Annotated in this window: 14 protein-coding genes and 1 pseudogene; 2 read left to right on the plus strand and 13 right to left on the minus strand. The window is 47.5% G+C overall.

Going from position 1 to position 14,328, the window contains the following annotated elements; translation table 11 throughout:
• Positions 1-9: 9 nt before the first annotated feature.
• Entirely contained in the window at positions 10-1,218 is a 1,209-nt protein-coding gene (locus ACPYIV_RS13915; protein WP_293740376.1) for a hypothetical protein, read from the plus strand.
• A 421-nt stretch (positions 1,219-1,639) separates the two neighbouring features.
• On the opposite strand, the gene ACPYIV_RS13920 is transcribed toward ACPYIV_RS13915, so the two are convergent.
• Positions 1,640-2,134: a cupin domain-containing protein gene (locus ACPYIV_RS13920; RefSeq protein ID WP_425883560.1), complete on the minus strand. Its 495-nt coding sequence runs from the start codon at positions 2,132-2,134 to the stop codon at positions 1,640-1,642.
• 70 nt (positions 2,135-2,204) lie between these two features.
• On the opposite strand from ACPYIV_RS13920, the pseudogene ACPYIV_RS13925 reads away from it, so the two are divergent.
• Positions 2,205-2,434, plus strand: a pseudogene (locus tag ACPYIV_RS13925) (type II toxin-antitoxin system YafQ family toxin).
• A 66-nt stretch (positions 2,435-2,500) separates the two neighbouring features.
• Here ACPYIV_RS13925 and folE read toward each other — a convergent pair.
• The 12 genes from folE to ACPYIV_RS13985 all read right to left on the minus strand — a co-directional run bounded on the left by folE (position 2,501) and on the right by ACPYIV_RS13985 (position 14,282).
• Positions 2,501-3,094 carry a GTP cyclohydrolase I FolE gene (gene folE, locus ACPYIV_RS13930; protein WP_293732174.1) on the minus strand — a complete coding sequence of 198 codons (594 nt, stop codon included), beginning with the start codon at positions 3,092-3,094 and terminating at the stop codon, positions 2,501-2,503.
• 1 nt (position 3,095) lies between these two features.
• The gene (locus ACPYIV_RS13935) at positions 3,096-3,596 is read right to left on the minus strand and encodes an SPOR domain-containing protein (protein ID WP_299362563.1); all 501 of its coding nucleotides are present in this window, start codon (positions 3,594-3,596) and stop codon (positions 3,096-3,098) included.
• A gap of 112 nt (positions 3,597-3,708) precedes the next feature.
• Positions 3,709-4,470, minus strand: coding sequence for a triose-phosphate isomerase (gene tpiA / locus ACPYIV_RS13940; RefSeq protein WP_008153249.1), 762 nt, complete (start codon positions 4,468-4,470; stop codon positions 3,709-3,711).
• 32 nt (positions 4,471-4,502) lie between these two features.
• Positions 4,503-5,777: a BT_3928 family protein gene (locus ACPYIV_RS13945; RefSeq protein WP_293732172.1), complete on the minus strand. Its 1,275-nt coding sequence runs from the start codon at positions 5,775-5,777 to the stop codon at positions 4,503-4,505.
• A gap of 21 nt (positions 5,778-5,798) precedes the next feature.
• Positions 5,799-6,356, minus strand: coding sequence for a DUF1599 domain-containing protein (locus ACPYIV_RS13950; protein ID WP_293732171.1), 558 nt, complete (start codon positions 6,354-6,356; stop codon positions 5,799-5,801).
• 139 nt (positions 6,357-6,495) lie between these two features.
• Positions 6,496-7,743, minus strand: a complete 1,248-nt coding sequence (locus ACPYIV_RS13955; RefSeq protein WP_293740373.1) for a peptidoglycan DD-metalloendopeptidase family protein — start codon at positions 7,741-7,743, stop codon at positions 6,496-6,498.
• Between the two features lie 210 nt (positions 7,744-7,953).
• Entirely contained in the window at positions 7,954-10,050 is a 2,097-nt protein-coding gene (gene recG, locus ACPYIV_RS13960) for an ATP-dependent DNA helicase RecG (RefSeq protein ID WP_425883564.1), read from the minus strand.
• Positions 10,051-10,065: 15 nt separating this feature from the next.
• On the minus strand, positions 10,066-10,761 hold the full coding sequence (locus ACPYIV_RS13965; RefSeq protein WP_293732168.1) for a 2-C-methyl-D-erythritol 4-phosphate cytidylyltransferase: 696 nt from the start codon (positions 10,759-10,761) through the stop codon (positions 10,066-10,068).
• Positions 10,761-10,958: an exodeoxyribonuclease VII small subunit gene (gene xseB / locus ACPYIV_RS13970; RefSeq protein ID WP_293732167.1), complete on the minus strand. Its 198-nt coding sequence runs from the start codon at positions 10,956-10,958 to the stop codon at positions 10,761-10,763. The genes ACPYIV_RS13965 and xseB overlap by 1 nt, the downstream gene beginning before the upstream one ends.
• A gap of 53 nt (positions 10,959-11,011) precedes the next feature.
• Positions 11,012-12,373: an exodeoxyribonuclease VII large subunit gene (gene xseA, locus ACPYIV_RS13975; protein WP_425883567.1), complete on the minus strand. Its 1,362-nt coding sequence runs from the start codon at positions 12,371-12,373 to the stop codon at positions 11,012-11,014.
• The gene (locus tag ACPYIV_RS13980) at positions 12,354-13,724 is read right to left on the minus strand and encodes a S8 family peptidase (RefSeq protein ID WP_293732165.1); all 1,371 of its coding nucleotides are present in this window, start codon (positions 13,722-13,724) and stop codon (positions 12,354-12,356) included. The genes xseA and ACPYIV_RS13980 overlap by 20 nt, the downstream gene beginning before the upstream one ends.
• A gap of 90 nt (positions 13,725-13,814) precedes the next feature.
• Positions 13,815-14,282 (minus strand): Lrp/AsnC family transcriptional regulator, encoded by a 468-nt coding sequence (locus ACPYIV_RS13985; protein ID WP_293732164.1) that lies wholly within the window; start codon positions 14,280-14,282, stop codon positions 13,815-13,817.
• Between the last annotated feature and the right edge of the window lie 46 nt (positions 14,283-14,328).

The following is a 14,328-nucleotide window of genomic DNA, read 5'->3' on the forward strand; positions in this document are numbered from 1 at the left end:
ACATAGCATATGAAACCTAAAATACATTTCTTTAATCCAGGACACGAAACAGCCATACTACAAGGCTCTGAAAATTACACTCCGCCTGCAAACGTACAAAGGATGATCAGGGAGTTATCCTATCTTCCTGTCTGGTATGCGGACCCGGAGGATTTTGTCTTTACGGAAGAGGTTACTTCACCGCGTTTCTTCTCCTTACAGCCTAAAGAGTTCAGGCCGTTCGCCAAGCTCATCTCCCGCAAGGAGATTGAGAAACAGCGGGATAGCCTGCCCGAAATGCAAGCTGCCCCCTGGGGACTTTCCCCGCATAGCCATTCTCTTTTTGAGAAGCTCCGGAAAAGCGGTAACCTGAATCTCACGATCCCGGAATGGAAAGAGGAATATACCCGGTTGACAGGCCGCCAGACAGCAGCCGAATGTCTGGATAAAATACGTGAACTTCTGCCCGATATGGAGGTGCCGGTATCGCCGAAATTCTGCAAAAAAGTGAGGGAAGTGGAAAAATACCTGATCCTCCAGAATGCTCCCTTCGTGTTGAAGACTCCCTATTCATCCTCCGGCAGAGGCTTGCTCTGGTTGCCGGAACGCAAACTGACAGCGAAAGACCGCGTCTGGATCGAGGGTGCACTGAATAAGCAGGGATGTGTCAGCATAGAATGTGCACTGAATAAATACCAGGATTTCGCCATGGAATTTTATTCGGACGGGAACGGAAACATACGCTATGAGGGACTTTCCGTATTCGGAGCTGAAAAGAAAGGCGCTTATTCCGGGAATGTATTGGGCGACCAGACGTATCTGGAAAGTTTCTTTGTTGAAAACTTCGGAGACAAATTCCAGCAATTGAAAGAAGCCGTCGGAGAGGCAATCCGGCAAATATATGGTAACATTTATACCGGTTACTTAGGCGTCGATATGTTGGTCTATCGTAGAAAAACAGATAACGGATTCGCCATACACCCTTGTATTGAAGTAAATATGCGCTATACAATGGGCATGGTTGCCTTGCGCATCAGCCAAAAATACCTGGCGCCTACGGCGCGGGGAGATATGAGCATTACATACGAAAGCAAACCGGGAGAAGCATACGAACGCCACTGTTTCATGAAAAAGGCATATCCGCTTGAAATGAAGGACGGGAAAATAAAAGAGGGGTATATTTCTCTCTGCCCAGTCACAAAAGAGACTAAATACAGGGCCTACATATTGGTTTTCTGATATATATTACGGAGCATTTAAATAGATTATGACCTTGATATAAGACGCTTTTATAAGAAAAACAGGCGGAAAATGTGCGAAAAGTAAGCAGAAACACTTGTCTACATCCCCATTTCCACACATTTTACACCCCCATGTAGCCGGTTCCAAGATCCGGATGTTGCAATCATGAACACCCGGATGTACACGGATCTATATGCTTAGTCCGCTGAAAACAAGTAATATACTTTTCAAAAAAAGAGAGTATCTTTAATAAGGCAGTGATAGAGATGTGATAGATGTGTGATAGATAAAAAAGCCATCTATCACACCTTTCATGCTATGATTATCAATGATCACAGGAGAAAGTGTGATAGAGTGACAGATATTTTGAAAAAACATTTTAATAGAAGAAAATGTGAACCTTTCAAATAATAGAAGCCTAACGAGTTAATACAGAAATTTCTTTTTCATAACCTGGATATTCAGATAGTAATGTATTCCGGTTTGCCAGTTCAAAATCTTTATATTCGAATCCCGGAGCGACGGCACAACTGACCAGTGCAAAGCCTTGCGCCTCTTTCAACCGGGCGGCAAACCAAACGCCTGGCTCTATAGTGATCTGTAAAGCCCCGCTTTCCTGATCAGACAATTCACGGCAAACCAGTTTTCCTCCCTCGAAAGAATAGATCAACAGAGGCTCACCTTTATGAAAGAACCAGCTTTCGGGCGATTTTATCCGGTGGAAAGCGGAGAACTCATCCTTTTCCAACAGATAATAAATCGTCGTCAACACCCGCTTCCCTGCCGGAATCCCATCTACCGGTTGCCAGGAGTCCGGACGATATTCTTCCTTGCAATAGCCCCCTTCAGGATGGGGGGTCATCCCGAGCCTTTTAATCCAATAGCTTGCTTGCTTTTCTTGTATTTCTTCCATCTGCTAATATTCTTTTAAAGACAAATATATCCTATTTTCTTTGACAGGCTAAATAAAGTGGAATCTTAGGATGAAGTACGAACTGGAATATGCGAACAGTTTTAAGAAAGACCTTAAAACTTGTAAAAAAGAGGGTACAACTTAGCCTTATTACAAGAGGTAATCGACTTATTGCAAGAAGCCGGAACCCTCCCCGAACGCTATCGTCCACATAAACTTAGCGGAACCTTTGAAGGACTATGGGAATGCCATATCAAAGGCAACTGGCTCTTGATATGGCAGGCAACAAAACGACACTAAACTAAACTCAACTTGATTATGACCGACACCGGCACTCATGCCGACCTGTTCTGATCTTCGATGTCGTTACCGGTTATGTTTGATCAGGTTCATGAATTCTTCGCGTGTTTTGGCTTGCTGGAAGAATCCGGTGAAGTCGGAAGTTGTGGTCAGGGAGTTCTGCTTCTCAACGCCACGCATCTGCATACACATATGTTGCGCCTCGATTACGACCATCACACCTAACGGGTCGAGAGTATCCTGAATACAATCTTTGATCTGCATGGTCAGGCGTTCCTGGATCTGAAGACGGCGGGCGAAGATATCCACGACACGGGGAATTTTGCTCAACCCTGTAATATATTTTTTAGGGATATAGGCGACATGGGCCTTTCCGAAGAAAGGCAACATATGATGCTCACAAAGAGAAAAGAAATCGATATCCTTTACAATCACCATCTGCTTATAGTCTTCTTCCTTGAACATGGCACCGCGAAGCACGGCAGCCGGGTCTTCATGATACCCTTTTGTCAGGAACTGCATAGCTTTGGCAACCCGTTCGGGCGTTTTCAACAGACCTTCGCGGTCTACATCTTCACCAAGCAGATTGATGATACTTTTATAATGGCCGGCCAGTTCTTCACGGGCCAGCAAAGTCTTCTCGTTTAGTTCTTCGTTCATTTCAATTCAATGGGATTTTTACTTCTTCCCTTACGATGTACATTTCTTTCTTATAGGCCGGAAATGCATCCATCAGAAGACGTTGCATATGATAAGCCTCTTCATGTGAACGGAAATCACCGATACGCACGCGCCAGAACGGAGCATTGTACGTCACATAAGTCGGGACATCAGGGAAAAGTTCCTTAATTTCTTTCTCTTTCCGAAAAGCTTCGTCTTTGGATTTACGCTGGTTATTGCCGGAAAACACTTGTGTACGATAGCCTTGTATCTTCAAAAAGGCCGTACTATCAGTCTTCTCTACCCCCTCGCCATGCAAGCGTTTACCGAGCATATTACGAAGAGCATCCGGTTGGCGCACCACAACAGTCCCCTTTCCGGGAACTCTCTCCTGCAAGGCGTCGATGATGTCTTCCGCCTGTCCATCGACACCCGTCTGGGCAGACAAGGCAGATGCACCAAGCAGCATACATAAAGATAGGATACAAGATAGTCGTTTCATATTGAATGTCGGATATGATATCGTAATCGTAGGGGCGGGTTCCAAACCCGCCCTGTTTATATCATTTGCCACGTAAACGGACAGGTTTGGAACCTGCCCCTACGAAAGACAATTATTTATCAAATGCTTCGATAATCGGCATAAATTTATCAACAGCCAAAGAAGCACCACCGATCAGACCACCGTCAACGTTCGGTTTAGCAAACAATTCCTTAGCGTTACCGGCATTGCAGCTTCCGCCATAAAGGATCGTACAGTTGTCAGCAATTTCCTGGCCATATTTAGCAGCCAAAGTAGCGCGGATATGAGCGTGAATTTCTTCAGCCTGGTCGGATGTAGCAGTTTTACCTGTACCGATAGCCCAAACCGGTTCGTAAGCCAGAACGATCTTAGCGAAATCTTCAGCAGACAGATCGAACAAAGAGCCCTTGATCTGAGCATCTACAACTTCAAAATGCTTGCCGGCTTCTCTTTCTTCCAGAACTTCACCGATACAGAAGATCGGGGTCAGCCCATTAGCTAAAGCCAATTCAACTTTTGTTTTTAAGATTTCCGGAGTTTCGTGATAATAAGCACGTCTTTCAGAGTGGCCCAGGATCACATATTTTGCACCTGTAGAAGCAACCATAGCAGCAGAAACTTCGCCCGTGTAAGCACCTTTTTCTTTGTCTGCGCAGTTTTCAGCAGCAACACCGATCTTGTTCGTGTCGATAGCAGCAGCAACGCTTGCCAAGTGAGTGAACGGAGTGCCGATGATCACATCACAGTTAGGAGTTTTACCTTTAAGAGCTTCGTCCAAGCCTTTTGCCAAAGCAAGACCTTCAGGAAGGGTAGTGTTCATCTTCCAGTTTCCAGCAACAATATTCTTTCTCATGACTTAATTAATTAAATATGTAATACAAATAGTTATTTCTTTTCTTTCCGTTTGCGCCTGAAACGCAGCAGGTCATACGCCCAAACGAGCAGCAAAGGTACGGTAAAAGTCAATAGGTTGGTTGCGAGGGCCCCATCTTCTTTACTTTTTATATGGCTCTCGTCCAAGCAACGATCCACAACCTCCTTCACATCCTCCTCTACCGGAATGTCGTTATAATGCCATTTGCCCAATATCGTACCGCCTTTCAGCAACACAAGCCCTGGGTTGGAACGGATAATCGTCTTAAGCAGCACCTCGTCTGCCATCCGGAAAGGATATTCGGCTCCGGTATTGTCGCTCCAGGCATCGATCGCCTCCGGCGAAGAACCCGTGACGCAATAGAACGGGATATTATGTTCGAGCGCATAATCATACACACCGTTGATCTCATCCATCTGTTCGTCGTCCGCATCTTCCAGCTTCGGAGCCACGAGCAACAGCACCGGACCGGGGTTACCGATGATTTCTTCCGTCACGTCATCGCCTTCCCCATTATAAATATTGAAAGCGGCGACAGGGGGTTGATACCCTTTCTTGACCAGTTCGGTCTTCGACTCGACAAACGTCCAGCTACTGTCGTTTGCCGGGTAGTCTTCAAGCGAAAACTCTTTCTTCACTCCGTCCTTTTCATACACGAAAGTATACTTGTATTCGTCCTGCGGCGCACCCTCGGGCATCTCCATCAATTGCGGGATATTCGCACCGACTTTATAAGGACGGAAATCGATCACTGGCAAATGATTGTAATTATAATAAGCAAAACCGACTCCGAACAGATACGCATACAGGGCGACAAACCAGTACACCCGATACGTAAAACACTGGAACAAGCGTTGATTATAAATAAATGTAACAATAGCGGCAAGTGAGAGGACAATATTTTTGAAGAACGTTTCCCAATTGGTGATCACCAGCGCATCCCCGAAGCAACCGCAATCCGATACGGGATCGAAAAGAGCCAGATACAAAGTTAGCGGTGTCATAAACACCATAAATACGAGGACAAGGAAAGAGACATACCGCCGGTACACTCCCAACAGCATACAGACACCGAGCGCAAACTCGATCGCCGAAAGATTAAAGGATAACAATACCGTAAAAGGCTGCAGCATATCCAGTCCGAAGGAAGCCAGGTATTCACCTATCTTGATCGCCCCTCCCACCGGATCGACCGCCTTGACAAAACCGGAGAAGATAAACACAACCCCGATCAGCAAACGGCACAATTCGACTAATATCTTTAAAGCGACATCTTTATTCTTCACTTAACTTTCAACTTTTATCTTTCAATTTTCAACTGTTTCTTCACCATACTCCAACTTGATCAGGCCAAATAGAGCATAGTTGATCATATCCATATAGTTGGCGTCGATGCCTTCGGACACAATCGTCTTGCCTCCGTGGCTCTCGATCTGCTTCGTACGATAGAGTTTCATCAGGATCAGATCCGTATAGGAACTGATACGCATGCCACGCCACGCCTCATCATAATCATGATTCTTGGCGTACATAAGTTCTTTGGTTTCCGTGATGTATTTATCGTACAAGGCCAGCGCCTCTTCATTGCTTATATCAGTCGTGTCGGCAAATCCTTTTGCCAATTGTATCAGGCCGATAACCCCGTAATTCACAATTGCGACAAACTCGGGACGAATACCTTCATCCACCATGCTCACGCCTTTTATCTCGAGGCTGCGAATCCGGTTTGCCTTAATAAATATCTGGTCGGTCAGCGACTGCGGACGCATGATCCGCCACGAGGGACCATAATCTTTCAACTTCTTTTCAAACAGTTCCCGGCACTGGGATATTACTTTTTCGAATTGTTCCTTCGTATCAGCCATACTTTCTTACCATTTACATCCGTACAAAGATACGGATAAATCCATACCTGACCAAAAGAGAGGTCACTTTAGCCGGAAATAAAAAGAGCCGCCCGTACACGACAGACAGCTCTTTATTATCGTATTTACTAAATCTTTATTAAGAACAACGAAGCGAACGGCCCAATTTCAGAATCGTAGTTTTTGTAATGCCATTCAACTCACAAAGCTTTGTGACAGTCGTACCGTATTTAGTCGCGATAGCACCTAACGTATCACCGGATTTCACGCGATGGTAAACCGGAGTACCTTCCTGCTGTCCAACCGCTTTCTGAGATTGACTGATAGAAGCGACGGCGGCGGCATCGGCAGCCACAGTTGTCTTCACCTGTTTCGTTACGGCTGAAGAAACAACCGGTTTTGATTTTCTATCCTTTGCGGATGTAACCGCACCGGCACTACAACGGATAGACTGTCCGATTCGCAAAACAGACGTACCTTTCAATCCGTTCAGGCGGCACAATTCATTCACGCTGGTTCCATATATCCGGGCAATCTTGCCTAACGTATCGCCCGACTTCACACGGTGATAAACCATCCGATCGGAAGAAGAAGTATAGATATTGCTTCTGCGCCCGTTGATCTTTACATTATGGAACACATACGTATCTTGATGGGGAACACCATTTTCAAAGTCTATAATTTCAGCCGGATTAATAGCCTGTCCCAGGAAACGGGTTTCAAAATGAAGATGCGAACCGGTAGAACGTCCCGTATTACCTCCCAAAGCGATCGGATCGCCGGCATGAACAATATCGTTAGGTAGCACAAGAGCCTTAGACAAATGTCCATATACGGTTTCGAGGCCGTTCGGATGGCGGATCACCAGATAATTGCCATATCCACGGCGTTCGAAGTTCTTGATACGCACTTTTCCGTCAAATGCTGCACGAATCGTATCGCCGATCAGAACTTTCAAGTCGATTCCACGGTGCATACGGCGGCGACGCGGGCCGTATTTGGAAGTAATTCTCGCTATAGAATCGATAGCTATCGGATAAACAAAAGAAGAACAATCGATCGCAAATGAATCCGGGAAATTGACCTTTGCTGTTCCACGGAACGGATCGACCCACTGGTTTTCCCAATTAGAACCGTATAATTCATCGGCGGGGAACATCAAATCCTCCCTTGCTTCCATCGCTTTTTCGTTGAGTACAGCAAGCTCTTTCAACTCCATATTCTTCCGGATCCCCACACGGTCTGCCATTAATTCGGAAACACGCTTATCCATCTTCTTGATGTGAACAATCTGTTTCGGAACGTCTTTGTTTTTTTGTGCATTTGCCTCGAAGGCTGATACCAAAATAGTGGTACAACAAATAAATAGTAATGCCTGTATCTTCATTATTTTTATCACTTTCGATAGTAATCCACGATGAAAAATCATGAAATAGGATGGTTCATTTCACCGTCATTTCGTCAAAGTTCGTGATTTTGAGCAACCCGGCAAAATACAATACAGAAAAATTTCCGCAATGAAAATAAAGAAAAGCAAAACAAGGCACGAGAATCATTGATTTACATACAATTAAAGGATTATATGTTTCACAACATATCAGCTGATCATTCCCCAATTAACCTTCTTGGCAAAGAGTGTCTTCAGGCGTTCGTTCAATATACGGTTAGGTTCGGATAACAAATCGGGATCTTCGTTCAAAACTTCCTGTGCCATATCGCGCGCATACTGAAGGATTTGTCCATCGGCTGCCAGGTTTGCAATTTTAAGATCTACGCCCTCTCCACTCTGGCGCGTTCCATCCAGATCGCCATGACCGCGCAGACGCAAATCGGCCTCGGCAATCTCAAAGCCATTGTTGCTGCTTACCATTATTTCGAGTCGTTTGCGAGTCTCGTTACTCAGTTTATAGGAAGAGACAAGGACACAATAAGACTGTTCGGCTCCACGACCCACCCGGCCCCGGAGCTGATGCAATTGGGAAAGGCCGAAACGTTCGGCGCTTTCGATGACCATCACAGACGCGTTCGGCACGTTCACCCCTACTTCGATCACGGTTGTCGCCATCAATATCTGGGCCTCTCCGGAAATAAACTTCTGCATTTCCGCATCTTTATCGGCCGCTTTCATCTTTCCGTGAACCATGCACACCTTATATTCAGGAAAGATTTCTTTGAATGTTTCGAAGCCTTCTTCCAGGTTCTTATAATCCAGCTTCTCACTGCCTTCAATCAATGGATAAACGACATAGACCTGCCGTCCCTGCTCGATTTCCTTGCGAAGGAAATCGTAAAGTTGCGCTTTCTTATTGTCATAGCGGTGTACCGTCTGGATCGGTTTACGACCGGGCGGCAGCTCATCGATCACAGAGACATCCAGATCACCGTACAAAGTCATGGCAAGCGTACGGGGAATAGGCGTTGCCGTCATCACCAGGACATGAGGGACGACCGCATTTTTCGTCCACAGGCGGGAACGCTGTTCTACCCCGAAGCGGTGTTGTTCATCTATCACCGCCAGCCCAAGAGAAGAAAAAACGACCGTCTCCTCGATCAAGGCATGCGTCCCGATCACGATCCGGATCTCACCGTTCGCGATAGCCGGCAATATTTTGTTCCGTTCCTTCTTTTTCGTCGAGCCGGTAAGCAAGGCCACTTTTATATCCATATCTTTCAGGAAACTCATAACCGTCGCATAGTGCTGAGTCGCCAGGATCTCGGTCGGCGCCATCATACAAGCCTGGCAATGGTTATCGACCGCCAACAGCATGGAGAGCAGAGCCACCAAGGTCTTCCCGCTTCCCACATCGCCCTGCAGAAGACGGTTCATCTGCCGCCCGCTTCCCATATCGGCACGGATCTCGCGGACAACACGTTTCTGGGCATTCGTCAGTTCGAAAGGCAGATACTCTTTATAAAATGTATTGAAATAATCTCCGACGGAAGGAAAGACAATCCCTTTCAGCTTCAACTTACGCAGATTGGAAGTCCGGAGAATATTAAGCTGGATAAAAAACAGTTCGTCAAACTTCAGACGCAACTGTGCTTTCCGCAATTTATCCACCGATTCGGGAAAGTGCACATTCCGTATCGCTTCCGGAAACGACATCATGCGGATACGGTTCAAGACACCCGGAGGAAGTGTTTCCGGCAGCGTCCAGTTCAGGCCGCTCAACAAAGTGTACTGCAAATTCTGTATCGCCCGCGAATTGAGGAACGACTTCTTCATCTTCTCGGATGTATTATAGAACGGCGTCAAGCCGTTGGCCACCTTATCCGCCTGGTCGACGGGATCTATATCCGGATGGGGGATGTTATAGATATGCCCGAACTCTGTCGGTTTACCGAACACGATATAATCGACGCCGGTTTTTATTTTGTCCATAACATAGTTAATCCCCTTGAACCAGACCAGGTCGATCGTACCCGTCCCGTCCGTAAATTTCCCGATCAACCGCCTTGTACGCCCCTCGCCTACCGTATCGAAAAACAAGATGCGCCCTTTCAACTGTATATAAGGCATATCACCGGTCACCTCCGCAACCTTATAGAAACGGCTACGGTCAATGTATTTGTACGGAAAGTAGAACAGCAAGTCTTCATACGAAGAAATGCCGGCTTCCTTCTGCAATATTTCCGCCTTTTTCGGGCCGACGCCCGGCAGATACATGATGGAACGTTTGTCGAGATCGAGCATATTCTATTCAACTATTTATTTTACGAGTAACGCTTTTGCCACCAATAAATCGAACGGAGTCGTGATCTTTATATTTTCCCGGTTTCCCGGAACGGTCTTGACCATATGTCCAAAAGCCTCCACGACAGATGCATCGTCGGTAAAAAACCCCGAGTAAGGTTGTTCATACGCTTTCAGAATCAAACCGTAATCGAACACCTGCGGGGTTTGCACCGCTTGATAACGCGAACGGTCGACCGGACGGCTGGACTCACCGGTAGACTCGCGGAGAGAATCGACCACAGGCACGACCGGAATCGCGGCCCCTGACGCTCCGGCTTCGGCAAAGCACCGGCTGATGACTTCGGGAGCCACAAAGGGACGAACCCCGTCATGCACGGCAACCAGCACCTTTTCATTCTTTTCGGATGCTTTTCCAATCTCATCCGAAAGGAATTGCAATCCGTTGCGAACGGAATGAAAACGCGTTTCGCCTCCGTTCGCGATCCGGTGCGGAACCTTACAACCGATCTCCCGGCAAAGCATCTTCCAATAGGATTGATGGTCTTCCGGCAGTACCAGAACCAAACCGGCAGACGCATCCCAACGGTGAAAAGCCTCCAACGTATGCATCAGGACCGGCTTTCCCTCTATCGGAATAAACTGCTTCGGCAAGTCGCCCCCCATGCGCAGCCCACGACCTCCGGCAACTATCAGAACGTATTTCTTCATTACTCCAGTTCCTCCAAAACCTTCTTGACCTCTTCGTCCGCCTTATAAAGTTTCTCTTTGCACAATTTAATCAGCCGGGTCGCTTCCTTTACCTTTTCAGAAAGGATATCGACGTCCAGATCACCGTTCTCTATATCGGCGACGATCTTACGCAGTTTCTCTACTGCTTCATTGTATGTTTCTGTTGTTTCAGGCATATCGTATCGTTTTTAATGTTCAATATTTTGTTACTCCGTCAGTAGACGGGCGTCTATGGTTGGAGTAAATTTCCATTCTGCTTTCCATTTACCACCGAGCGAACTTCGCCGTCCGCAAAACGGGTCACCAGTTCGTCTCCGGCAGTCAATCCGGCAGCCTGTTTGATGATCTTGCCATCCTTTAAAGTCAGGCTGTAGCCCCGCTTCAAGACATAGTCGGGAGAAGCCATCTTGATGAACTGTTCCGTCAGCTGGACAAAGCGGTTTCGTTCCGCCAAACAAGTCTCCGTACGATTTGCCAAACGCACTTGCATCGTCTCCAACTTCGATGCCTGTTGCTTTAGGAATGCATGGGCATTCGCCGGTAATTGCATGCCTATCCGTTGAAGCAAAGAACGGCTGCGCTCGATCCGGTTTACCGCCAGGACCGGAAGGCGGCTGCCCAACAGTTGCAGGAGATTCTTTTGCATAGAGAGAATATCGGTTGCCAGCCTGGAAACGTCCTGTTGCAACTCTTCCACTTCTCCGGCAGCCTTGTCCATCTGCCCGATCAGGAACTCGGCCACAGCCGTCGGCGTTTTCATCCGCGTATGGGCAACCATATCCAGAATCGTATCATCCCGTTCATGCCCGATACCGGTTATGATGGGAAGCGGGAATTGCGCACAATTTGCCGCCAGCAAATAGGAATCGAAACTATTCAAGTCCGAAGTCGCACCGCCGCCCCGGATAATCACGACCACATCGAAGTGATCGGCATAGCGGTACACCCGGTCCAGTGCTGCAATCACCGACTCTTCCGTCCGTTCGCCCTGCATAAGAGCGGGAAACAGTTTCGTGTAGAAAGGATAGCCGGCCTTGTTGTTCGCCAACTGGTTCAGGAAGTCCCCGTACCCGGCGGCCGTAGGCGAAGTGATAACAGCGATCCGCTTGGGCAATGTCGGAAACGGCAACTCCTTATTCAACGTGAAAACACCTTCTTCCTGCAATTGCCGGATGATCTCCATCCGTTTCCGGATCATGTCTCCCAACGTATAGGCAGGATCGATGTCCAGCACGGTCAGGCTATAACCGTACAATTCGTGAAACTCGATCGACACTTTCACCAGCACTTTCAGGCCGGAGGCAAACATCTGACCGGTTTCCATCTCAAAATAAGGCTTCAGCATCCGGAAGGTCTTTGCCCAGATGGAACCGCGCGCTTTTGCCACTAACTGGCCGGTTACCGCATTCTTTTCGATAAACTCCAGATAACAGTGCCCAGATGCCGCATTCGTACGCACGTCGCTCATCTCGGCACGCACCCAACACGTCTCCGGGAAGGTGTTCAAGACAGCCCCTTTCACCCGGTTATTCAACTCCAGCAAAGAGAGCTCCTGCCGTTCCTGATTCTGCTTATTTTGACCGTATCCCATTTTTCCTTTCCTTTTTATATGCTTTATAGAAATCGGGAATACCATATCCCTGCTCCGTATCCGGATGTTTATACCGGTCACACGAACGATGCAGCAAGTCGATCATCTCCTTATGATTCAACCAAGGCAACGATTGCCAGAGACAAACTCCCATCCCGGCGAGGATAGGCGTCGCAAAAGAGGTCCCGTTTGCATACCGCACACTGCCGCCCGGCCCTATCACGCAACTGCCCGTTCCCAAGGCAACGGCATCCGGTTTCACCCGCCCGTCCGCGGTAAAGCCCACGGAACTGAAGCCGCTTTTTTTCTTGTCTTCATCTATCGCGCCGACCGTAAATACCCCGGCAGCATCCGAAGGGAACGTGATCTTTTTCCACTCGCCGCTCCCCTCATTCCCGGCACTGCAAAACACCAGTATTCCTTTAGCGGCAGCCAGACCGGCCGCCCGGCTGATCATGGCAGTCTTTCCATCCAAAGCCGCTTGGTCGTATGACAGTTCGTCCGCATCAAAAACAAAATATCCGAGTGACGAAGAGATCACGTCCACCCCGGCACTGTCCGCATATTCGACCGCGGCAGTCCAATAGTCTTCCTCGACCGGATATTCGGAATCACTATCTTCACTCTTGAGCAGCAGGTAAGAAGCTTTCGGAGCAGTCCCGACCATCACTCCCGGGATATCGGCAGCGAGGCAAGAAAGGACTTTCGTCCCGTGGTCGTCTCCGACAAATACGCTTTCACCGGGGAAAACGACATTATGCGTGCCTAACAACTGCAAGGAATCAAAAGCCGACATCCGGTCCGCATTCATAAAACCGGCATCGATGACAGCCACCCGCATTCCTTCGCCCCTGAAACCGGCTTCGTGCAGTTTGATCCCGTTCAGCATCTTGATCTGCTTATGAGCATAACCATATTCATTATGCAGAGGTTCATCCTCCGGCACAAAACGGTCTTCTCCCTTTTCCCCGGCCGGAACCCGCAGGTTGCCTTTCCAGATCCACTTGACAGAATCGACGATAGCCAGTTGCTGCAACTGTTCGGCCACGGCGCTGTCGGGACTTTCCACCACGACGGTCGCAAACCATTTGCTTTGCACGACCGGTGTCGCGCCCGTTTCCGACAGCATGTCGATATACGACCGGGATATGGGAAAATCGGCATCCGTGACGGCGATACCATTTTTAGCTCTCCGCTCGATCGCCTGTTCGGAGAGATAAGCCTCCGGTTCTTCCACCCGGTAGCCGTCGTCCCCCTTATCTTTCAGATAGACACGAAAACGATAATTCTCCCCTGCCCACAACCAGGCAGGAAGACAACACAATAATAGGATTGATAAAAACTTCAACATTCTATCTTTTTCTGCAAAAATATAAATTGTAGAGCATATAAAAAAGCCCGGCTACTCATTCGAGGCCGGGCCCATACTATCTATTTTTTCTTAATCGAAAATATCGCAAATCGGAATTTCACGTTTCACACTCTGACGCAAAGAGATAAGCGTTTCCGTAGCCGTCACACCCGGAATCTCCTGGATCTGCGTGTTCAGCAATTCCATCAGGTGTTCATTGTCACGCGCATATAACTTGATCAGCATAGTATACGGTCCCGTCGTAAAATGGCATTCCACCACTTCCGGAATCTTCTCGAATTCAGGAACCACATCTTTATACATCGAGCCGCGTTCCAGTTTTACACCGATATACGTACAAGTGTTATAACCTAAAATCTTCGGATTAATATGATAGCCCGACCCAACGATCACATTCATATCAATCATGCGTTGTACCCGTTGATGAATGGCAGCGCGCGAAACACCACATTCTTCGGCTACATCCTTGAAAGGAATCCTGGCATTTTTTGAAATAATGTTCAATATCTGCCGGTCCAGTTTGTCTATCTTCTCCATTGCTTGCTTACTTTACTTTCCTTTTTAGATTTAATGTATCAAAAGT

The sequence above is a fragment of the Parabacteroides vesiculifaciens genome (genome assembly GCF_049860805.1).
Taxonomy (GTDB): domain Bacteria; phylum Bacteroidota; class Bacteroidia; order Bacteroidales; family Tannerellaceae; genus Parabacteroides.